Source organism: Hymenobacter sp. DG01, assembly GCF_006352025.1.
GTDB lineage: Bacteria > Bacteroidota > Bacteroidia > Cytophagales > Hymenobacteraceae > Hymenobacter.
Genome location: NZ_CP040936.1, coordinates 4,601,280 through 4,621,996 on the forward strand (window position 1 = coordinate 4,601,280; position 20,717 = coordinate 4,621,996).

Sequence of the window (20,717 nt, forward strand, 5' to 3'; positions counted from 1 at the left end):
TGTGCGGCCGGCCCGAAGGTAAGAACGTAAGAACCGGCGCGAAGGCTGCGCTTGCCTTGCGGCCCCAGTAGGGGGTAGGCAAGCGGGCGTAAACTTTTTGGCCGGGTTGAGGTACCATGCACCGGGGGGGCGGCCCGTGGCTGGCGGTGCCAAAGCTGCCGGCGCATGGTTACCTTTGCCTTCATTACGGCAGACTATTATTCCTTTTCTTTCAGCTTTTACCGCATGAAATTCGGAACCAAGGCAATTCACGCGGGCGTACATCCCGACCCCACCACCGGGGCCATCATGACGCCCATTTACCAGACCTCGACCTATGTGCAACGCTCGCCCGGCGACCACAAAGGCTTCGAGTACTCGCGTACCCACAACCCTACCCGCTCGCAACTGCAGGACGCACTGGCGGCCCTCGATAACGGCAAGCACGGCCTGGCCTTTGCCACCGGTATGGCCGCCATCGACTGCATTGTGAAGCTGCTACAGCCCGGCGACGAGGTTATCAGCACCAACGACCTGTACGGCGGCTCTTACCGCCTGTTCACGAAGGTGTACCAGAACTACGGCATCAAGTTTCACTTTGTGCCCATGCATGACATGACGGCCGTGGAAGCCGCCGTAACCGAGCGCACCAAGCTGATTTGGGTGGAAACCCCTACTAACCCCCTGCTCAATGTCATCGATATTGCAGCGGCTTCGGCCGTAGCCAAAAAAGCCGGGGCTCTGCTGGTGGTCGATAATACGTTCAGCACCCCCTACCTGCAAACGCCGCTCGAACTCGGGGCCGATATGGTGATGTACTCACTGACCAAGTATATGGCGGGCCACTCCGATACGGTGATGGGCGCCGTAATCGTTAACGACGACGAGCTGCACCAGCGCCTAAGTTTCTACCAGAACGCCTGCGGCGGCACGCCCGGCCCCCAAGACTGCTTCCTGGTGCTGCGCGGCCTCAAGACCCTGCACGTACGGATGCAGCGCCACTGCGAAAACGGCCGCAAAGTAGCCGAGTTTCTTAAGGCTCACCCCAAAGTGGAGAAAGTGTACTGGCCCGGCTTCGAGGATCATCCCAACCATGCCATTGCCGCCAAGCAAATGCGCGACTTTGGGGGCATGATTTCCTTTGTGCTGAAGGGCGACCGGCAGGAAGATGCCGTGGCCTGCCTCGAGAAATTTCAGCTGTTTTCCCTGGCCGAAAGCCTGGGCGGCGTAGAAAGCCTCTCGGGCCACCCCGCCACTATGACCCACGCCAGCATCCCGGCCGAAGAGCGCCGCAAAGCCGGCCTCTCCGATTCGCTGATCCGCTTAAGCGTGGGCATTGAGGACGCCGATGACCTGCTGGAAGACCTGCAGCAAGCCATTGGGTAGGGCGGGCTTTGTGCTCTTGGTGGGGGGTAGCCTGCTGGCCCAGGCCGGAACGGCCGTGGCCCAGCAGGCCGACGAAGCAGCTACCCCCTTCAGTCGGGCCAACCTGGTGCTGGTCCGGACGCCGGCTAGTCCCGATTCGGTGCTGGCTCAGATGCGGCTGCACCTGGTTTCCCGCGGCTACGTTATAGACAGCGTAGATGCCACCCACGGCCTGCTGACAACCCGGGTGGTAGTGCCTGCCACGCGCCCAGCCGAACAGCTGAAGCTGCGCGCCGTGCATGTGGCTACCGGCTGGAAGATAACCGGCCTGTTTACGATGGAAGGCCCCGCGCGCGGCACTGCTACCGCTTTCCCGGCCCAGTTTTTCGGGCTGGAAACCGCTCCGGCGAAAACCGCTTTTCGGGAGGTAGAGGCTCTGGCCCGCGCCGTCCCGCGGGGTACGCTCCGTTACGGTCGGGGTAAGGTTCGCTTCGGGCCTTTTACGAAGCTGGAGGATGCCCTGAAGCTTGTGTGGTAACGCCCCACATTACGTATTTATAGCCCAAACGCCCGGCCTGCAGGCCGGGCGTTTGTTTTACCTGGGGGAGCCGCTCGGATTCCGGTCGGGCCAGGGCTACGCCGGGGAATGAATGCAGCGCAATCTGGGTTGCCTGCCCAACCCGTACATAATGGCTCTGTTCCCTGCTGTATTGATGCGTATGCGCCTCCTGGTCTTGTTTTCGCTGTTGATTGGCTTTGGCTGCACCGAGCCAACGGCTGACCCGGCCCCGCGTGCTACCCCACTGCCGCCCGCGAAGCCAGCTGTAACCCAAATCAGCTACCTGGCTCTCGGCGACTCGTACACCATTGGGGAAGGCGTACCCGCGACGGATTGGTGGGGCCTGCAGCTGGCCCGGCTCGGCCAAACCGATGGTATTCAAACCCCCGACATCATTGCCCGAACCGGCTGGACTACCGCCGAGCTGCAGGAGGCCATCAAATCGGCCAACAACCAGAATACGTATGAGCTGGTGTCGCTGATGATTGGGGTTAACAACCAGTACCGGGGCCAGCCGGTAGCCACCTACCGCACTGAGCTGCGGGAGCTGCTGCAAACGGCTATTCGCTTTGCCGGCGGCCGACCGGGGCGCGTGTTCATGCTGTCCATTCCGGACTGGGGCCGCTCGCCCTACGCCCGCAATTACGATCAGGAGCGGATTACTATGGAAATAAATCAGTTCAATGCCGCCGCCCAGCAGGAGTGCCGGCAACTGGGGGTGGCCTACGTGAACATCACCGACCTGACCCGCGCGGCCGCCGACGACGCTACCCAGTTTGCCCCCGACGGGCTGCATTATTCGGGTAAGCACATGCAGCAGTGGGCGCAGCAGGCCCTGCCGGTGGCCCGGCAGCTGCTACAGTAAGGCCCGCCCTCAACCACCGAGTCAGTGGGCTTTTTTAGCAACGGAGAGAAGCACTAGCAGGGCCCCTCAAACAAAACCGGTTGCTGGTTGTATATCTGCACAAGTAGCGCCCGCCCTGCAGTTGGGGTAGGGGCGCTTCTGCCTGGTGCCGCGTGAAAAATTACTCCTTTCTTAATCTTGCTTCTCAGGAATGCCGGTTGGTTACAGCCGCTGGTTTCCGTAGCAGCTTCCATTTGCCTACCCCCACGAAGGAGTTGGGGTGTTGTTGCTGTTGGTAGAAGGGCCGGCCGCAGACCTGCGGTAGATTGCCGCTCTGGTGCGGCCTTCCCGGTAGGAAATCAGTAAGCTGAACCCTACCAGCCCCGGAGCGCCTCCGTGCGTATGGGCAAAAAAGAGCCAGTACAATCTTGGTAAAAAGCCCGCCGCAAAGCGGCTTTCCGGTGCCTGCTGGCGGCCGGAAGCAAGGTCGGCGTGAGTTTCTGTTGTGTGTTGAGCTGGCCGCGGCCTCCTGCGTAAGGAGCGGCGGCAGTACGTGTTTTCTTTTTCTCTTTTCCTATGAATCATTTATCCGCAAGCCGAATCGGGTTGGTCACGGCCTTGTCGTTGAGCAGCTTTGCTGCCGTAGCTCAGAACATCAGCGTCACGGGGCGCGTCACGAATGCGGCCGGGCAGGGCCAGCCGGGCGTAACGGTGCTGGAGCGCGGCACCACCAACGGCACCAGCACCGACGCTGACGGCCGCTACCGCCTGGACGTTGCGCCGACGGCTACCCTCGTTTTCTCAGCCATTGGCTCTACTACCCAGCAAATTCCGCTCAACGGCCGCACCACCCTCGATGCCCGCCTCCAGGACAACGAAACAGCCCTGAATGAGGTGGTGGTAACGGGCTCCCGGGCCACCGAAGGTCGCTCCAACATCCTGACCACCTCGCCCGTCGATGTTATTTCGGCCCGCGAAATCAAGGCTTACGCCCAGACGGACGTCACCCAGATTCTGACCTACATTGCTCCGTCTTTCCAGAGCAGCCGCCAGACCGTAACCGACGGCACCGACTTTGTGGACCCCGCAACCCTGCGCGGCCTGGGCCCCGACCAGGTGCTGGTGCTCGTGAATGGCAAACGCCGCCACACCTCGGCCCTGGTCAACATCAACGGCACGCCCGGTCGTGGCTCGGTGGGTACCGACATGAACGTAATTCCGCCGGCGGCTATCAAACGCATTGAGGTGCTGCGCGAGGGCGCGGCGGCTCAGTACGGCTCCGATGCCATTGCCGGTGTTATCAATATTCAACTCAAGGACGACACGACCGGCGTATTTGCCAGCAGCACCGTGGGCCAGACCGTGGAAGGCGACGGGGAACTGGTGCAGGCCGATGCCAACGCCGGCTTTGGGCTCGGGCGTCGGGGCTTTCTGAACGTGAGCGGGCAGTTCAGCAACCGCTCCTTCGTGGACCGCAGCCGCCCCGATACGGCCCCCCTGATTTACCTGGGTAGTGGGGGCAACTACCCCAGCGGCCTCTCCGACCAGCAGAAGCGTGAGCTGAAAGCCCAGGATGATGCGCTGGTGGCTGAGCGTGGCTTTAACCGCCGCAATATTCGGGTAGGCAGCTCCGACGTGCGCACCTACGGCGGCTTTCTGAACGGAGCTTACACGGTAGCGCCGGCCCTGGATATGGAGGTGTACGTGGCCGGTGGCCTCACGCGCCGCACCGGTCGGGCGGGGGCCCTGTACCGCCTACCCAACCAGGCCACCCAAAGCGACCTGACCATCTATCCGAACGGCTACCTGCCCTTTATCAACAGCACCGTGGACGATGCCTCGCTGATTACTGGTATCCGGGGCAATGTGCTGGGCTTCGCGGCTGATCTGAGCAACACCTATGGCCGCAACAGCCTGCGCTACGACATCACGAACACGCTGAACGCCTCCCTGCCCCAGGGCACCAGCCCAACCGAGTTTTACGCCGGTACGCTCACGTTTCAGCAGAACACCGTGAACCTGGGCTTCTCGCGCAAGTTCACCAGCGTGCCCGCCCTGAGCACCCTGAACGTGGCCTTCGGCGGCGAATTCCGGACGGATATGTTTGAGATTGAGGCTGGCGAAGAAGGCTCCTACCTGGCTGGTACCCGTACCGTGAATGGGGCTCGCGCCGCCTTCGGCTCCCAGGGCTTCCCGGGCTACACCCCGCGCGACGCTACCAGCCGCACCCGCACCAACGTGGCCGGTTACCTCGATCTGGAAAGCGACATCACCGAAAAGCTGCTGGTAAGCGTGGCCGGCCGCGCCGAGCGGTATTCCGATTTCGGCTCCAACTTCAGCGGTAAGCTGGCCGCCCGCTACAGCATTCTGCCCGACCTAGCGGTGCGTGGCAACCTGGGCAACGGCTTCCGGGCGCCTTCCTTGCAGCAGCGCTACTTCACCAACTCCAGCACCCAGTTCACCAGCGGCGAGCTGCGCGAAGTGCTGACCACCAACAACGATGACCCCCTGACCCGGGCCTTCGGCATTGGCCCCCTGAAACAGGAAAAATCGAAGAACTACAGCCTGGGCCTTACGGCGCGGGTGCTCCGGACCATTACCCTGACGGTGGACGCCTACCAGATTGACATCAAGGACCGGATTGTGCTCAGCAGCCAGTTCAACCGCGGCAACGCGGCCGTAAACCAAATTCTGGGCACGCTGCCGGTGCAGGGCATCCAGTTTTTCGCCAACGCCGTGGATACCCGCACCCGCGGTATTGATATTGTGGCCAACGAGCGGCTGCAGCTAGGCGCTGATAGCCGCCTGACTCTGACGGCGGCGGCCAACTTCAACGAAACTACCGTGCGCGGCTTCAACAGCTCGGCCTTCATTGATGCCAACCCCAGCCTGCAGAACACCCTCTTCGACCGGGCCCAGCGCGCCCGCCTCGAAAACGGCCAGCCCCGCAGCAAAATCAACCTGAGCGCCGACTATGGCTACAAGATTTTCAGCGTGAACCTGCGCACGGTGCGCTTCGGGGAAATCCAGACCAAGGATGCCAACCCCGACCGTTCCTTTATCGACCAGACCTTCGCGGCCAAGTGGGTCACGGACCTGGTACTCAGCGCCCAGGTTATCAAGAACGTGGGCCTGAGCATTGGAGCCAACAACCTGTTCAACGTCTATCCTGACCGCCTGTACCAGGACCCCAACAACAACGAGCAAAGCCTGACCTACTCCACCCTGGATGCCACCAACCGGGGCCGCTTCCCCTACAGCTCCAACCAGTTTGGCTACAGCGGCGCCTTCTACTTCGGCCGCGTGAACCTGTCGTTCTAACCGCAGAACAGCCACTGCATCCAGTGCAAAACAGCAACGGCCGGCTCCCTGCATGGGGGCCGGCCGTTGCTGTTTTTGGATACCGCCAAGCTACTCGCGCAGCAGCCGGACCTGCTGCTGTCCATCGGCCGTGCGGGCCAGGTACAGGCCAGGTGCCAGGGTAGGGCCGGGCTGCCACAGCACGCTGCCATCGGGGCGGCTGGTGAGCTGGGCCACCGCGCGGCCCAGGCCATCAACTACCTGAACGATTTGGCTACCCGGCTGGCTAAGCTGAAAGCGCACCTGCTCCCGGAAGGGCATAGGGTAGGCAGCCACCTGCATGGGTAGCCGCGAAGGGGTTGCGGCCAGGATTTGGCTGGTAACGAAAACGGTAATTGTCCGGACTTCGGTGCCGTTGAGGGGGTAGCCATTGTCGGTAACAGCAACCGGAATTCGGTAGCGGCCCAGTGGCAACGTCGCGGGTACTTCCCAGGTCAGGCGAGCTTGGTTGTCGGGTAATGTTTGGAGGGAGACACCGGGTAGGGAAGTAGTCGCCTCGCTACTGAAGCGTAGCACGGAACCGGCATCCTGATCCACGGCTTCGAGTTTAAGCTCGAGCTTCTGCCCAGGATTAACCCGGATGGTCTGGTCCAGGGAGTGTGAGGTGCTACCCACAGTAAGGGTAGTAAATACCGGATTTCGGTTTGAGCTAGCCAAAACGCGGTACATCATATCCCGCATAACACTTCCTACTTTAATCCATTGCCCGCTTACGCGGCGGTATTCTTCTACCCGGGCAGCCATAATGTAATAGCCCTGTATTAGGGTAAAAGGCTGAGTGGCTAGCTCTCCGGTAGCCGGATGGATAATGAAATGGGGGCTGGGCGTAACCGGAATAGCTTGCGGGCAGGGAGCCATAGAGGTGGCTCCCTGCGGATTAATCATTCGGTACACCAAGGAGTCACCGTCCGCATCGAACGTGGAGAAGCTAAAGCGGTGGAACTGGTTGCCACTGATGTAAGGCAATACCTCGGACGTAAAAACGGGGGAGGTATTAGCTCTACCAATAGCGGGATCAAGCAGTAATTCGGCTTCTAGGTACATTCCGTAGTTGACCGAATTGGACAGGTTGAGAATGCCATTAGACCGGTTCTCCCCCGATAAGCTGAGGGTCCAGTTATCCAGTGTAGGTAGCCAGATTTCGCCAGTAAATACCTGAATTTCAGTAGAAGCACCTATTGCGGTACGGCTGATCCGGCGGAGCTTTGTTGTGAAATTAGCTGCATCGGAAGTGGTACAGGCGCTTTTGCGGCAAAAAAGCTCAACTTCATCACCGAAGTCGGCGGTAGAGTAACCTTTGTCTCGGTACAGCTTCGCCGTGACATAGTAGTGCCTCGGGTTATCAGGCGAGGGCTTATAGCTTATCTCCCCACCTACAATATGCGTAGCGCTGGCCTGTAGTGTGATAAGTAAGCAGGCAGCAAAAAGCAGTAACTGACTTAATAGACGTCTATTCATGTAAGGAAAATAAGCAGTTAGAGAGTGGTGTAAATAGCCCGTCTATTTCGCGCTGGAAGCCGAAGAATTGGAATCCAGAATCTTGAGCAGCTCGTTGAGCTTGGGCGTCAGGATAATTTCGGTGCGGCGGTTTAGGGCCTTGTTCTGGGGCGAGTCGTTCTGGGCCACGGGCACGTACTGGGAGCGGCCCGAGGCGGTGATGCGGGCCGGGGCTACCCCACCCACCGTCAGCAAGCGGGCAATTTCGGTGGCGCGCAGCACACTCAGGTCCCAGTTATCCTGCATGGCGCCGGCGGGCCGGCTGAATGGTACGTTATCGGTGTGGCCTTCCACCACCACGTTCACGTCGGGTTGCTGCTGAAGCACGGCGGCTAACTGCTTCAGAGCTTCCTGGCCCTTGGGGTCAACCTTCGTTGAGCCCGATTTGAACAGGAGCTGCTCGGAGAGGGACACGTACACCTTGCCATCCTTCATCTGTACCTGCAGATCAGTGCCCTGGAAACCACGCAGGGCGTTGCTCACGCTGGCTTTCAGGTCGTCCACGGCTTTGTCTTTCTCGGCCAGGGCCTTCTGCAGCTCTGCCAGCCGCGCCTCCCGCACTTTCAGGTCGGCGTTCAGCTTGTCAATATCGGTGCGGCTTTTCCGGAGGCTGGTTTCCAGCTCACCCAGCTCGGCTTCGCGGCGGGCCAGGTCCTTAGCTACCTTGTTATAGTCGGCCGACTTATCGGCCATGGCGCGGTCGGAGTTCTTGAGCAGCTTGTCGTACGAGTCCGTGAGCTGGGCGTTAAGCTGCTGCATGCGGCGCAGGTTGCGGCCGGTTTCGGTGGAGTCGTCCACGAGGCGGCGGGTATCCAGGCGCAGCTGGGCCAGCTCATCCGAAGCCTTTTTTAGCTCCGTTACGGCCTGGCGCTGCTGGCGCTCCAGGTCGGTCTTGGCCTGTTCGGCGGCCGCCTGGCGGGCCTTTAGGTCGTCGTATTTTTTGGAGGCCACGCAGCCGGGCAGAGTGGAGGCGGCCAGCAGGGTAGCCGCCGCGAGAAGAGAAATGTTTTTCACGAAAAAGCCTGTTTAGTGCAAGTGCAGGGCGGGAAGCCGCACGGTCGGGCTTCCCGCGGCAAGGTAAGACGCCCGGCCCGGAAGTGCTACCCCACCTCGCGGCAGAAAGCCTGTGAGGACAGGCTTGGGCCCAGCGTACCGGGCTGGGACCGTAGCTATGGCTTCGGGGCAGTAGCGGGGGTAGGAAGCCAACCGGCGAAGCTGATCAGGAAAAGCAAGGTCGCCGGCGGGACTAGGGCAGGGTAGGGCTGCGGCCAAAATCAGGAGCTTTCCGGCGTGCGTACCGGCCGGAGTGTAAACTCGTTTGCCTGGCGTCTCACTATTTCCGCATCTGGCTTAACTTGCACCGTGGAAGCCGCTGCCGCTCACCGGTAGCGCCTTTACCTGCCTTCCCCTCTCACTGATTCAAGCATCTCCCCACCTATGTCTTCCTGGTTTAAGCGTAAAGAAAAAGGCATCGTCACGCCCACGGAACAGAAGAAGGAAACGCCCGACGGCCTCTGGTACAAGTGCCCCGAGTGCAAAACCGTGGCTACCATGGCCGAGCACAAGCGCCTGCTCTCCACCTGCGGCAACTGTGGCTACCACGACCGGATTGACGCCGTTGATTACTTTGATTTCCTGTTCGATAACCACGCGTACCAGGAGCTGGATGCCGATATGCGCTCCGCCGACCCGCTGAACTTCGTGGACACCAAAGCCTACCCCCAGCGTGTGGCCGCCACCGAGAAGAACACCGGCCTGAAAGACGCCGTGCGTGCGGCCCACGGCCAGATGAACGGCCTGGGGCTGGTGGTAGCAGCCATGGACTTCAAATTCATTGGGGGCTCGATGGGCTCGGTGGTAGGCGAGAAGATTGCCCGCGCCATTGACTATGCCCGCCAGAACCGTCTGCCCTTCCTCATGATTTCGCGCTCCGGTGGGGCCCGCATGATGGAAGCCGGCTACTCCCTGATGCAGATGGCCAAAACCTCGGCCAAACTGGCCCTGCTCTCCGAAGCCGGCCTGCCCTACATTTCCCTGCTCACCGACCCCACCACGGGCGGCGTTACGGCCTCGTTTGCCATGCTCGGCGACTTCAATATTGCTGAGCCGGGCGCCCTGATTGGCTTTGCCGGCCCGCGCGTTATCCGTGAAACCATTGGCAAAGACCTGCCCAAAGGCTTCCAGAGCGCCGAGTTTGTGCTGGAGCACGGTTTCCTTGATTTTATTGTGGACCGCAAGGAGCTCAAGCACAAGCTTACGGATTTGCTGACCATGCTGAAACCAGCCGAAGTGCCTGCTACAGAGCCGGCTGTGCTGGTACGGTAAGCTCACGGGCAAGCCGACCCTGATTTTTCGGCAAGCTTTTTGGAAAATGCCCGTTGTGCGCACGAATGGTGCCTGCAGCGGGCATTTTTTATTGGCAAGCGCCTCTGCCCGGAACCTGGTACAAAGCCAATCAGGTGGCGCCACGTTTGCCGAACATTTTTTGTCCAACCCAAGTAAGTACCCCCAACAGCTCATCAAGCTCTTTCCCTTCACCCTATTTCCAAGCACATGACTTCTCGCAATTCCCTTCTTACGCTACTGATGGCCCTGGTGCTGTTCGTTAGCTCTTGCGCCAGCACCAATACCCGCAACCCCAACATCCCGGAAGCTGATACCAACGGAACGGGTCCGCGCAAAACCGGCACTAGCCGCACCGTGAAAGGCGGCGCCATTGGCGCCGGTGCCGGTGCCGTAGCTGGTGCCGTGCTGGGCCGCGTTATCGGTGGCAAATCGGGTACCGCTGCTGGTGCCATCATTGGGGCCGCTGTAGGTGGTACGGGTGGTGCACTTATCGGCCGCAAAATGGATAAGCAGGCCGAAGAACTGCAGCGCGACATGCAGAACGCCCGGGTAGAGCGCGTAGGCGAAGGCATCAAGATTACCTTCGACGCGGGCATCCTCTTCGATACCAACAAGAGCGACCTGCGCCCGGCTTCTATGACGGAAATCCAGAAGATGGCCGAGGTGCTGAAAAAGTACCCCGACACCAACGTGCTGGTAGAAGGCCACACCGATAACACCGGTTCCGATGCCATCAACCAGCCCCTCTCCGAGCGCAGGGCCCAGGCCGTGGCCAACTACACCACCTCGCAGGGGGTAGATGCCGGCCGCATCACGACCAGAGGCTACGGCTCGTCGCAGCCCCTTGCTGATAACACTACCGCCGAAGGCCGCCAGGCCAACCGCCGCGTGGAAATTGCCATTTTCGCCAATGAGAAAATGAAGAAAGCAGCCGAGAACGGTACGCTCTAAGCTCTTGCTCTTAGCATATAAAAAAGCCGCTTCCTTCGGGAGCGGCTTTTTTGTGGCCTTGCCGCACCGATCCGGGCACATAGCCAAAAAAGGATTATTACAGGTTATGACCAGGAGAGGGGGGTAGGGAAATAACTTGGTACAGAGGATTTTCAGACTTAGTTGAAAGGCCAAGAAAGCAGCCTGTCGAGCAAATAGAGTACGGTTTCCAGATAATTTTCCGGAGGCTTGTGCGTTTTTGGCAAGGTGGTTGCAATTCGGGTATTTACGGAGGAGGTATCCGAATGAAAGTTGTACCGAATACCTTTGCCGGCACTTTTACCGCACACTCAAAACCAATACACTTTAACTCCCCACGTCATGAAAAATCTTCGTTCTCTGTTTGCCCTGCTGCTGGCCGTGCTGCTGCTGGGCACCAGCGCCGCCGAGGCGCAAACCACTACTACCAAAAAGCCCTGGAGCAAAACCGCTAAAGGCGGCGTTATTGGGGGCCTGGGTGGGGCTGCGGGTGGTGCCGTGCTGGGCCGCATCATTGGCGGTAAGTCGGGTACTGCCAAAGGTGCCATCATTGGGGCTGCCGTGGGTGGTGCCGGTGGAGCCCTGATTGGCCGCCGCATGGACAAGCAGGCCGCTGAGCTGCAGAAAGAGATGGCCGGCGCCAAAGTAGAGCGCGTAGGTGAAGGCATCAAAATCACCTTCGACTCGGGCCTGCTGTTCGCCAAGAACTCGTCGTCCCTGACTTCGTCGGCTCAGGAAAACATTAAAGAGCTGGCTAAAACCCTCATTAAGTACGGCGACACCAACGTTATTGTGGAAGGCCACACCGACAACACCGGCTCCGATGCCATCAATGACCCCCTTTCGCAGCGTCGCGCCCAGGCTGTGGCTAACTACACGCAGCAGCAAGGCGTAGATGCTTCGCGCTTCACGGTGTCGGGCTACGGCTCCAAGCAGCCCATTGCCGACAACACGACGGAGGCTGGCCGCCAGGCCAACCGCCGCGTAGAAGTGGCCATCTTTGCTAACGAAAAGCTGAAGAAGGCTGCCGAGAAAGGCACCATCTAAGCCTTTCATCAGCGACGAAAAGCACCAGACCGGTGGCTCCCAGGCGGGGCCACCGGTTTTTTTGTGCCCTGTTTGCTGATGTGGGTTGAATAGGTTTGGGGCCAGCGGTGGGGGTAGGGTCGCAACCCGCCGCCCGGCTCGGCGGTACAACAAGCTATGCCTACCTCCTACACTGCCCCCGCCGCTGAGAAGGCCATGGAAAACCAGCGGGTTCTGCAGGCCTTCTACCCCCCGCTCAGTCAGGACACCACCCGCCGCTCGCCTATGCGGGAGCTGATTTCCACGGTTCTCTCGCATCGCACCACCCACGCCGACGAGGAACTAGCCTACGACCGGATGCTGGAAGCCTTTGGCGACTGGGAGGGGGTAGTAAACGCGCCTACTCAGGAGTTGGCTCACGCCATCCGGACCACCCGCTGGCCCGATACCCAGGCCCCCCGGATTCAGGAAATCCTGCGCCGCATCAAGGCCGAGCGCGGCGAGTATAACCTGGATTTTCTGGCGGAATGGCCCACGGAAAAAGGCATGCAGTGGCTGAACGATATGCCTGGCATCGGCCTGAAAACGGCTTCTCTGGTGCTGCTGTTCAACTTCCGCAAGCCCGTGCTGCCCGTAGATACGCATGTGCACCGCGTGGCCCAGCGCGTGGGCATGATCGGGCCGAAAGCCTCCGTGGAAAAAGCCCACCAGGTGTTGCTGGATCAGCTGCCTAAGGATTCGCTCCTGCTGCTCAACTTTCATAAGCACAACTACTGGCACGGCCAGAAAATTTGCTTTTTCACCAAGCCTGATTGCCCGCGCTGCCCCCTGAAGGGCTTCTGCAATTACTATCTGGAGCACTACGGCCCCGCTACACCCGAGGCCCTGGCCGCTACCCCCGCCCACTGGGATACGGCCTGGGGGGCCTTGCCGCATTAGCCAGAGATAGTAGCGCGGAAGTCTGCTCCTCATTACTAGCCCCGGGGTTCTTTTCACTGTATCCTTTCCATAGGTCGGCGGCTTGCGTTTCCGTGCTGTACCTTTACCCGCCTATGCGCCTTGTTCGTCATCCGGTTCTGTGCAACTACTACGTCACCTACCGGTGCAATGCGCGGTGTTCCTTCTGCGACATCTGGGAGAAACCCTCGCCCTATATTCAGCTGGAAGATGTGGAGCGCAACCTGCGGGACCTGAAGCGGCTGGGCGTATCGGTGGTGGATTTTACGGGCGGCGAGCCCCTGCTGCACCGCCAGATTCATGAGTTTGTGGGGCTGGCCCACGATATGGGCTTCATCACCACGCTCACCACTAACTGCCTGCTTTACCCCAAATACGCTGAGAAGCTGCGCGGCAAGGTGGACATGCTGCACTTTTCCCTCGACGCCTCCGAGAAGGAAGTGCACGACAAGGGCCGGGGGGTAGCCTGCTTTGATTTTGTGCTGGAAAGCATTCGGGTGGCCCGGGAGCTGGGCGAGCGGCCCGACGTGCTGTTCACCGTATTCCGCGAAAACCTGGCCGACCTGGAAAAGGTGTATCAGGAGATAACCCGGCCCAACAAGCTGGTACTTATCCTGAACCCTGCCTTTGAGTACAACGCCGTGAATACCGGCGAGCAGCTGACGCCCCAGGAGCTGGACTACCTCTCGGCGTTTGGCAAGCGGCCCGGCGTGTACCTCAATGAGGCCTTCATTCAGCTCCGGCGCGATGGGGGTAACCACGTAGCTGCCCCCGTGTGCCGGGCGGCCAGCACTACCCTGGTTATTTCGCCCAGCAACGAGCTGGTGCTGCCCTGCTACCACCTAGGCGAGCAGAAATTCCCGATTGACGGCCAACTCTACGAACTTTATAATTCCGGGCCGGTGCAGCAGCTGGCCGCCCTGGAAGGACGCCTACCCCAATGTGAAGGCTGTACCATCAACTGCTACATGCAGCCCAGCTTCGCGGTAGAAACCAGCAAATACTTCTGGCAGGCTCTACCCAGCACCCTCAAATACAACTGGGAGAAAGGCACCTGGAAGCGGATGCTGGCGCGCTAAATTGCTTCGGGCAAATGACCCAGGTCGGCCAGCACTTGCCGCAGGGCTTCAGGCTGCTGGGTGCCCAACAGCAACCGGCTTCCGTCAGTTAGCTCGAGTTGTAGTCCGGCGCTGCCTGCCACGTTGTAAGCCCGGTTGCGGGCAGTGCCTTTGAAGCCCCAGCCGCCATACTCCCCAATGGGGCTATATGTGCGAACCTGAGCGGTGCGTATGGCTGCCCAGGGCAGGTGGCGCCAACTACCCTGGAAGGGGCGCATCCGGTAGTTTATACCAGTGGCATCTACCTGGGTTTCGAGCCGTAGGGTAAGCAGCAGAAAAGCTATGAGGAGCGCCGTTATAGCGCCGGTCGTCGTGACCAGTCCAGTCGCCGACCCTCTGCCGGGGCCATGCACTGTCCCTAACACCGGCAGAAAAACCACCAGCAGCACGGGCAACAGTAGCAGCGGCCACCACGAGCGCAAAAAGGATTGAGTTTCGGTAAACCGCAGGGGTAGGGCAGGAGTAGGAGGCATACGCGGAAAATGAGCGGGTACCCGTTACCTTCGGGCGCCGCCTAGCTAAACTACACAGTTCTTTCAACCCAGCTTTCTATGACCGCCCTTATTCTACCTGTGCAGGATAAATACCCCCAACTTGGTGCCGACTGCTTTGTGGCTGACAACGCTACCATCGTCGGCGACGTGATGCTGGGGGCCAACTGCACCGTGTGGTTCAATGCCGTAGTGCGCGGCGACGTGAACAGCATCCGCATTGGCGACAAAACCAATATCCAGGATGGGGTAGTGATTCACTGCACCTACCATAAGGCCGCCACTACCATCGGCTCCCGCGTCAGCATTGGGCACAAGGCCATTGTGCACGGCTGCACCGTAGAGGACGATGTGCTGATTGGCATGGGCGCCATCGTAATGGACCAGGCCGTGGTGGGAGCAGGCTGCATTATTGCCGCCGGCGCCGTAGTGCTGGAAAATACCCACTGCGAGCCGGGCTACCTCTACGCCGGCATTCCGGCCCGCCGCATCAAGCCAGTAACCGAAGAGCAGCGCGCCAACATGCTGCGCACCGCCGATAATTATGTGCTGTACGCCAGCTGGTTTAAGCCCGAGTAAGGGTGTTGCCGCTGGAAAGCCGGAGCTTTTGTTTTATCATTGATCCAAACTGTCCAGGTGAAGAATTGGGCGGATCTTACCTTATTTCTTTTATGAAAAACTATTACTCTTTTGATTTAGCACCATGCTCAGCCTGACCTCTCTGTCCGGCGCCCAGGCCCAAACAATTACTCCGGTTTCGGCCGCTCCGGCCGCTACTCCGGCCCCAGTGGTGGCCCTGGCTACCGTGCCGGCTGAAGCGCCGACCATGGTATCGGCGCGGGCAGTGGCGCCCACGGCGTATTCGCAGTCTTCCTCGCCGAAAAAGGAGGTAGCAAAAAAGAAATCAAGCAAAACAGTCTGGATTCTGATTGGGGTAGGAGCTGCCCTTACCATTCTGCGCATTCTGACGGCTTCATAGCCTGGCCATTCAGAAGCACCAGATATGAGCAACAAAAAACGCCCGTAACCTTCGTTGCGGGCGTTTTTTTGCGCTCTGAAAGCCGTATTGGCTTACAGATTCAAAGCCTCCTCGGGGTCTTCCGTTTCTTCCTGGGTGGTTACGCGGAGCTGCACCAGCTCCACGGAGCGGCGCGAGCGTTGCAGCACCCGGAACTCGTAGTTATCGAGCACGGCCACGTCGCCGACCTCCGGAATGTTGCCATAAAGCACGTTAAGCAGGCCGCCCACGGTTTCGTAGTCGTCGCCCTCGGGCAGGGGGTAGGGGAGGTACTCGTTGGCATCCGGAATGGCGGTGGCGGTGTTCACGCGGTACTCAGTTTCCGAAACCTTCTCTACCACCGGCACTTCATTGTCGTACTCGTCCTGGATTTCGCCCACTAGCTCTTCCATAATGTCCTCGATGGTCACAATGCCGGACACGCCCCCGAACTCGTCGGAAACAATGGCCATGTGCATGTGCTTGCGCTGGAACTGGCGGAGCAGGCGGTTGATTTTCTTGGTTTCCGGTACGAAGTAGGCGGGCCGGATAATCTTGGCCAACTCAATGGGCTCCTGACGCCGGATAATCTGAAGCAGATCCTTCACGTAGAGCACCCCCACAATGTTGTCGATGTTGCCCTCGTACACCGGAATCCGCGAGTAGCCCTCGTTGTACACCGCTTCCAGCACCTCGTCCTGGGGCGTGCTTACATCAATGGCCGAGAGCTTGGTACGCGGCACCATAATCTGCTTTACCATCCGGTCGTTGAACTCGAACACGTTTTCCAGCAGCTCGTGCTCCGACTCCTGAATCTCGCCGCTCTGCTTGCTTTGGTCCAGCAACAAACGTAACTCCTCGGTGGTGTGTACCTCATGCTCCGAAGCGGGCTGAATCCCGACCAGGCGCAGGATGGCGTTGCTGAGCATATTCATCAGCCCGATAATGGGCGAGAGAATCTTGTAGAACACCTTCAGCGGGCCAGCCACTACCATGCTCACGGCCTCGGAGCGTTGAATAGCCAGAGACTTCGGCACCAGCTCGCCCAGCACAATGTGCATGATGGTAATCAGGGCGAAGGAAATCGGGACGGCAATCCGGTGGGCCAGGGCCTCGTTGACCACAACGCCGAAGCTTTCCAGCAGGGGCTTCAGGCCGGTGTAGGGCAGCACGTCCAGCACAATTTCGGCCATTACTTCCTCGCCTACCCAGCCCAGGGCCAGCGAAGCCAGCGTAATACCCAACTGCGTGGCCGAGAGGTAGGCATCCAGCTTGTGCACCAGGCCCAGCGTCAGCTTGGCCCAGCGGTTGCCTTCCTGCACTTTCAATTCCAGCTGCGAGACTCTGACCTTAACAAGGGCAAACTCAGCTGCCACAAAAAAGCCGTTAGCTACAACGAGCAGAATGGTAAATAAAATGTCTAAGCCCATAGATGCGGAAGCGAGGCTCGACCGGCCTGCCTTCCTTTATAAGGCAAAAGTACGACATTCGGCGCAAGCGGTTCGGAATGAATGACGCTGTAGCCGGGGAAAGGTTATACCCGAGCTCCGGCGCAAACCAGTTAGTTTGTAAAACTCGTAGCCTAGCGTGGCTGTTGCGGTTTCTACCGACCTTTGTTTTTCTATCGGCTTGTCCTTGTAGTTTCTTCCCTGAATTCATGCCTCGCAGTAAATTTCTGTTGCTTCCGCTGGTGCTGCTGCTCCTGACCTTCTGGCCGGCGGCGGCCCAAATCCTGACGCCCACCAAGCTTTCCAGCGCCGTAAGCAAGGCTTCGGCCAAGGTAGGCGAGGAGGTGGAGCTCATCGTCAATGCCCGCATCGACGACAAGTGGCACCTGTACGCCACCAACTTTGACCCCGATCTGGGCCCGACGGTGTTCACTTTCACCTTCGCCAAAAGTCCCGCCTACGAGCTGGTAGGCAAGCCACAATCCATCGGCACCAAAAAGAAATTCGACGAAGTTTTCAAGGGAGATGTCACCTACTTCGAGCGCACCGGCCTGATCAAGCAGCGCATTCGGGTGCTGCAGCCCGGCACGCTCACGATTAAGGCGGAAACCGAGTTCCAGACCTGCACCGACGTGGACGGCCGCTGCATTCCCGGCGAAGAAAGCCTGAGCTTCGGCCCCATCGAAGTTACCGGCACGGCCACCGCGCCTGCGCCTACCCCCTCCGGCTCCTCGGGGGCCAGCGTAACGCCGGCCGCTCCCGCTGCTACCACTGCGGCTGCTGCAACTACTGCTCCTGCTGATACGGCCGCGCCTGCAACGGCTTCCGCTACCCCTGCTCCTACCCCCGATTTGGCTGCAAACCCTACTGCAGTTGCCCCGGCTACCGCAGCCTCGACTACTGCCCCGGTGGTAGCTGCCACCGCTTCGGCTGCCGCAACCGATACCTCGGCCGGTGGACTCTGGAGCTTTGCTCTGGCGGCTTTTGTGTCGGGCCTGCTCGCCCTGATTACGCCCTGCGTATTCCCCCTGATTCCGATGACGGTGTCGTTCTTCACCAGCGGCTCCGGCTCCCGGCAGCAGGGCATTCTGAAGGCCGTGGTCTATGGGCTGTCCATCATCTTCGTGTACGTGGTAGTGGGGCTGCTTGTCACGGTTTTGCTTGGGGCCGATGGCCTTAACCTCATCAGCACGCACTGGCTGCCCAACCTGATTTTCTTCGTGGTGTTCGTGGTGTTTGGCCTCTCATTTCTGGGCCTGTTCGAAATCACCCTACCCCACGGCATGGTTAATAAGATTGACGCCCAGGCCGATAAAGGCGGTTGGGGCGGCGTGTTCTTTATGGCCCTGACCCTGGTGGTAGTGTCGTTTTCCTGCACCGGCCCCATTGTAGCCACCATTCTGAGCCTGGCCGCCCAGGGCGAGCGGCTGCAGCCAGTGGTGGGCATGCTGGGCTTCTCCCTGGCTTTTGCCCTGCCCTTTACTTTGTTCGCCATCTTCCCGGCCTGGCTGAAAAGCCTGCCCCGCTCCGGTGGCTGGCTGAACACGGTGAAGGTGGTACTGGGCTTCGTGGAGCTGATGCTGGCGCTCAAGTTCCTGAGCATGGCCGATCTGGCCTACCACTGGAACCTGCTCCCGCGTGATATTTATCTGGTCCTCTGGATTGCCTTGTCAGGCCTGCTGGGCTTCTACCTGCTCGGCCGCTTCAAACTCTCCCACGATTCCGACCTGACCCACCTGAGCGTAGGCCGCCTGCTGATGGCCGTGCTGGCGTTCAGCTTCATGACTTACCTGGTGCCTGGTTTGTTCGGGGCGCCGCTGCCCCTGCTGGCCGGCTACCTGCCGCCCCAGAGCCGCAACGATTTCACCCTGGCCGGTGGGGCCGAAGGGGCCACTGCTGCCGTACCCGCTGCTACTGCCTCCAATGCCCTCTGTGAGGCCCCGCGCTACGCCGAGTTTCTGGAGCTGCCCCACGGCCTGCCGGGCTACTTCGATCTGGAGCAGGCCCGCCGCTGCGCCCGCGCTCAAAACAAGCCCATTTTCATTGATTTCACAGGCCATGCCTGCGTGAACTGCCGCAAGATGGAGGCTACCGTCTGGAAGGACCCCCGGGTGCTCAAGCGCCTGCGCGAAGACTTTGTGGTAGTGGCGCTTTACGTGGACGATAAGGCCGAACTGCCCCAGAACGAGCACTACGTTTCCGCCCACGATGGAAAAACGAAAACAACTCTGGGCAAGAAGAACGCCGATATTCAGCTCACCGGCTTCAACGTAAACGCCCAACCCTACTACGTGCTCCTCGACCCCAATGCTACCCCCGATCTGGCGCACACCTTAACTCCCCCCGTCGCCTACGAGCCCGATGCCACCGCCTTCGTGCAGTTTCTGGATGCCGGCTTGGCCCGGTTCCGGCAGCAGGCTGCCCTGGCCGGCCGGTAAATTCACGGAAACATCATCTCTGAAAGCCTCCCTTTGTCTGCGGATGAAGGGAGGCTTTCCGGCTTACGGGCGGTGAGGTAACACAAGACTCACGCGGCGCAAAGCATAATTGGGAGCAACTCAGATACAACACGCTTATTCTATGTAGTTATGGCCTTTTTTGCAATAACCAGTGCTTTTACGGGGATAAACTGCCAACTTTGCGGCCCATTTGGGCCGGAAGCGCCAACAATGAAAAGAATGACAGCCTGTGCGCTCAAATGCCCGGAAAAAATAAAAGGCGGCACCCACCCAGATGCCGCCTCTCGATTCAGAACGTACCCACCCAGATACGTCCCGTTTTCCCTCCTCACAAAGTCCACCCAATACCGTTGTGCTGTAGAAGAAGGAGTCGAACCTTCACGGAGTAGTTAGCCGGCCGCCGGACCAGTTTTTCCCGAATCTCCACCCCCGAGAGAGGAGGGCATGTCTGCCGGTTTCATCATTCTACAGTGTGCAAAACAATCCGCTGCCGTTCGCGTTGGATTATGACAAATGTAGCACCTTAATCGAACTAATAAAATAATTACAGACATTTGAAGAAAAATTTACATTGTTTTTAAAACCTTCCCTCTCTCATTGTAATATAGGTAATCAACCCGCAAAAAAATGGCCCGCAATTACGAACTTGACGACACCGACCGGAAGATTCTGGCCCTGTTAATAGAAGACGCCAAAATGCCCTACACTGAAATTGCCCGCAAGGTGCACGTTTCGGGGGGTACGGTGCACGTTCGCATGGCCCGGTTAGAGGAATTGGGTATTGTACAGGGCGCAACGCTTAAGATTGACTATCAGAAGCTGGGCTACGGAGTCCGGGCCTTTCTGGGGATATACCTTCAGAAAAGCTCGGTGTATGAAAGCGTGGTAGCCGCGCTGCGCCAGATTCCGGAGGTAGTAAGCATTGATTTCACTACCGGCGCCTATGGCATCTTTGCCCGCCTGATTTGCCGCGACACCAACCACCTGCGCGAGGTGCTGCACGAGCAGATTCAGCTGATTGAAGGCATTGAGCGCACGGAAACGCTTATTTCGCTGGAGGAAGCCTTTAACCGGCCCATTCAGCTGCAGGAAGTAGAAGAAAGGGCCAGCTAGGGCAATCTGGTCGGGCTTGTTTGTCAGGTGCCGCTGCTCCGCTTTGCCGGGGTAGCGGCTGCTGCCTTTTAAGGGCGCCGTATGGCTGCGCTTATAGGCTCGTAACTAGCTGAAATAGTATTTTTTAAGTGAAGTTGGACGAGCTCTTGGGCCCTGCGGAAGTGTTCGGTATATTTCGTACTACCACTT

17 protein-coding genes are annotated in these 20,717 nt (G+C 59.4%); 13 read left to right on the plus strand and 4 right to left on the minus strand.

All coding sequences use genetic code 11. The annotated features are described in order from the left end of the window. The first annotated feature begins 225 nt into the window (after nucleotides 1-225). From FGZ14_RS19660 to FGZ14_RS19675, 4 genes are all read left to right on the plus strand, one after another. The gene (locus tag FGZ14_RS19660) at nucleotides 226-1,365 is read left to right on the plus strand and encodes a cystathionine gamma-synthase (RefSeq protein WP_139925853.1); all 1,140 of its coding nucleotides are present in this window, start codon (nucleotides 226-228) and stop codon (nucleotides 1,363-1,365) included. Next, entirely contained in the window at nucleotides 1,328-1,882 is a 555-nt protein-coding gene (locus FGZ14_RS19665; protein WP_139925854.1) for a hypothetical protein, read from the plus strand. Before FGZ14_RS19660 ends, FGZ14_RS19665 begins: the two co-directional genes overlap by 38 nt. Nucleotides 1,883-2,063: 181 nt before the next feature. After that, nucleotides 2,064-2,768 carry an SGNH/GDSL hydrolase family protein gene (locus FGZ14_RS19670; protein WP_139925855.1) on the plus strand — a complete coding sequence of 235 codons (705 nt, stop codon included), beginning with the start codon at nucleotides 2,064-2,066 and terminating at the stop codon, nucleotides 2,766-2,768. A gap of 555 nt (nucleotides 2,769-3,323) precedes the next feature. Beyond that, on the plus strand, nucleotides 3,324-6,068 hold the full coding sequence (locus FGZ14_RS19675) for a TonB-dependent receptor (RefSeq protein WP_139925856.1): 2,745 nt from the start codon (nucleotides 3,324-3,326) through the stop codon (nucleotides 6,066-6,068). Between the two features lie 90 nt (nucleotides 6,069-6,158). On the opposite strand, the gene FGZ14_RS19680 is transcribed toward FGZ14_RS19675, so the two are convergent. Both FGZ14_RS19680 and FGZ14_RS19685 read right to left on the minus strand, forming a co-directional pair. Beyond that, a complete protein-coding gene (locus FGZ14_RS19680; protein ID WP_139925857.1) occupies nucleotides 6,159-7,073 on the minus strand; it encodes a hypothetical protein in 915 nt (304 codons plus the stop codon). Between the two features lie 534 nt (nucleotides 7,074-7,607). Further along, complete coding sequence (locus FGZ14_RS19685) at nucleotides 7,608-8,618, minus strand: OmpA family protein (protein ID WP_257883289.1); 1,011 nt, start codon at nucleotides 8,616-8,618, stop codon at nucleotides 7,608-7,610. 423 nt (nucleotides 8,619-9,041) lie between these two features. Here FGZ14_RS19685 and accD point away from each other — a divergent pair, with 423 nt between their 5' ends. The 5 genes from accD to FGZ14_RS19710 all read left to right on the plus strand — a co-directional run bounded on the left by accD (nucleotide 9,042) and on the right by FGZ14_RS19710 (nucleotide 13,981). Then, nucleotides 9,042-9,929 (plus strand): acetyl-CoA carboxylase, carboxyltransferase subunit beta, encoded by an 888-nt coding sequence (accD, locus tag FGZ14_RS19690; protein ID WP_139925858.1) that lies wholly within the window; start codon nucleotides 9,042-9,044, stop codon nucleotides 9,927-9,929. Between the two features lie 228 nt (nucleotides 9,930-10,157). Next, complete coding sequence (locus tag FGZ14_RS19695) at nucleotides 10,158-10,901, plus strand: OmpA family protein (protein ID WP_257883290.1); 744 nt, start codon at nucleotides 10,158-10,160, stop codon at nucleotides 10,899-10,901. Between the two features lie 360 nt (nucleotides 10,902-11,261). Next, nucleotides 11,262-11,966, plus strand: coding sequence for an OmpA family protein (locus FGZ14_RS19700; RefSeq protein WP_139925859.1), 705 nt, complete (start codon nucleotides 11,262-11,264; stop codon nucleotides 11,964-11,966). Nucleotides 11,967-12,122: 156 nt separating this feature from the next. Then, on the plus strand, nucleotides 12,123-12,884 hold the full coding sequence (nth, locus tag FGZ14_RS19705; RefSeq protein ID WP_139925860.1) for an endonuclease III: 762 nt from the start codon (nucleotides 12,123-12,125) through the stop codon (nucleotides 12,882-12,884). A 113-nt stretch (nucleotides 12,885-12,997) separates the two neighbouring features. Beyond that, on the plus strand, nucleotides 12,998-13,981 hold the full coding sequence (locus FGZ14_RS19710) for a radical SAM protein (protein WP_139925861.1): 984 nt from the start codon (nucleotides 12,998-13,000) through the stop codon (nucleotides 13,979-13,981). Here the strand turns inward: FGZ14_RS19710 and FGZ14_RS19715 are convergent. Continuing rightward, nucleotides 13,978-14,493: a hypothetical protein gene (locus FGZ14_RS19715; protein ID WP_139925862.1), complete on the minus strand. Its 516-nt coding sequence runs from the start codon at nucleotides 14,491-14,493 to the stop codon at nucleotides 13,978-13,980. The genes FGZ14_RS19710 and FGZ14_RS19715 overlap by 4 nt on opposite strands. Before the next feature lie 78 nt (nucleotides 14,494-14,571). On the opposite strand from FGZ14_RS19715, the gene FGZ14_RS19720 reads away from it, so the two are divergent. Beyond that, a complete protein-coding gene (locus FGZ14_RS19720) occupies nucleotides 14,572-15,090 on the plus strand; it encodes a gamma carbonic anhydrase family protein (protein ID WP_139925863.1) in 519 nt (172 codons plus the stop codon). Nucleotides 15,091-15,214: 124 nt separating this feature from the next. After that, the gene (locus FGZ14_RS19725; RefSeq protein ID WP_139925864.1) at nucleotides 15,215-15,490 is read left to right on the plus strand and encodes a hypothetical protein; all 276 of its coding nucleotides are present in this window, start codon (nucleotides 15,215-15,217) and stop codon (nucleotides 15,488-15,490) included. A 92-nt stretch (nucleotides 15,491-15,582) separates the two neighbouring features. Here the strand turns inward: FGZ14_RS19725 and FGZ14_RS19730 are convergent, their stop codons facing one another. After that, nucleotides 15,583-16,938: a hemolysin family protein gene (locus tag FGZ14_RS19730; RefSeq protein ID WP_139925865.1), complete on the minus strand. Its 1,356-nt coding sequence runs from the start codon at nucleotides 16,936-16,938 to the stop codon at nucleotides 15,583-15,585. Between the two features lie 227 nt (nucleotides 16,939-17,165). Between FGZ14_RS19730 and FGZ14_RS19735 the strand changes: the two genes are divergently transcribed. After that, nucleotides 17,166-19,394 (plus strand): cytochrome c biogenesis protein CcdA, encoded by a 2,229-nt coding sequence (locus FGZ14_RS19735; protein WP_139925866.1) that lies wholly within the window; start codon nucleotides 17,166-17,168, stop codon nucleotides 19,392-19,394. Between the two features lie 648 nt (nucleotides 19,395-20,042). Continuing rightward, nucleotides 20,043-20,528, plus strand: coding sequence for an AsnC family transcriptional regulator (locus FGZ14_RS19740; RefSeq protein ID WP_139925867.1), 486 nt, complete (start codon nucleotides 20,043-20,045; stop codon nucleotides 20,526-20,528). The last annotated feature ends 189 nt before the right edge of the window (nucleotides 20,529-20,717 follow it).

Excerpts from the sequence above, each read along its gene's own strand:
- FGZ14_RS19730 (WP_139925865.1), bottom strand. The coding sequence starts at position 16,938 with ATGGGCTTAGACATTTTATTTACCATTCTGCTCGTTGTAGCTAACGGC.
- FGZ14_RS19675 (WP_139925856.1), top strand. The coding sequence starts at position 3,324 with ATGAATCATTTATCCGCAAGCCGAATCGGGTTGGTCACGGCCTTGTCG.
- FGZ14_RS19710 (WP_139925861.1), top strand. The coding sequence starts at position 12,998 with ATGCGCCTTGTTCGTCATCCGGTTCTGTGCAACTACTACGTCACCTAC.
- FGZ14_RS19665 (WP_139925854.1), top strand. The coding sequence starts at position 1,328 with ATGACCTGCTGGAAGACCTGCAGCAAGCCATTGGGTAGGGCGGGCTTT.
- FGZ14_RS19725 (WP_139925864.1), top strand. The coding sequence starts at position 15,215 with ATGCTCAGCCTGACCTCTCTGTCCGGCGCCCAGGCCCAAACAATTACT.
- FGZ14_RS19740 (WP_139925867.1), top strand. The coding sequence starts at position 20,043 with ATGGCCCGCAATTACGAACTTGACGACACCGACCGGAAGATTCTGGCC.
- accD (WP_139925858.1), top strand. The coding sequence starts at position 9,042 with ATGTCTTCCTGGTTTAAGCGTAAAGAAAAAGGCATCGTCACGCCCACG.
- FGZ14_RS19735 (WP_139925866.1), top strand. The coding sequence starts at position 17,166 with ATGCCTCGCAGTAAATTTCTGTTGCTTCCGCTGGTGCTGCTGCTCCTG.
- FGZ14_RS19670 (WP_139925855.1), top strand. The coding sequence starts at position 2,064 with ATGCGCCTCCTGGTCTTGTTTTCGCTGTTGATTGGCTTTGGCTGCACC.
- FGZ14_RS19720 (WP_139925863.1), top strand. The coding sequence starts at position 14,572 with ATGACCGCCCTTATTCTACCTGTGCAGGATAAATACCCCCAACTTGGT.
- FGZ14_RS19715 (WP_139925862.1), bottom strand. The coding sequence starts at position 14,493 with ATGCCTCCTACTCCTGCCCTACCCCTGCGGTTTACCGAAACTCAATCC.
- FGZ14_RS19660 (WP_139925853.1), top strand. The coding sequence starts at position 226 with ATGAAATTCGGAACCAAGGCAATTCACGCGGGCGTACATCCCGACCCC.
- FGZ14_RS19695 (WP_257883290.1), top strand. The coding sequence starts at position 10,158 with ATGACTTCTCGCAATTCCCTTCTTACGCTACTGATGGCCCTGGTGCTG.
- nth (WP_139925860.1), top strand. The coding sequence starts at position 12,123 with ATGCCTACCTCCTACACTGCCCCCGCCGCTGAGAAGGCCATGGAAAAC.
- FGZ14_RS19700 (WP_139925859.1), top strand. The coding sequence starts at position 11,262 with ATGAAAAATCTTCGTTCTCTGTTTGCCCTGCTGCTGGCCGTGCTGCTG.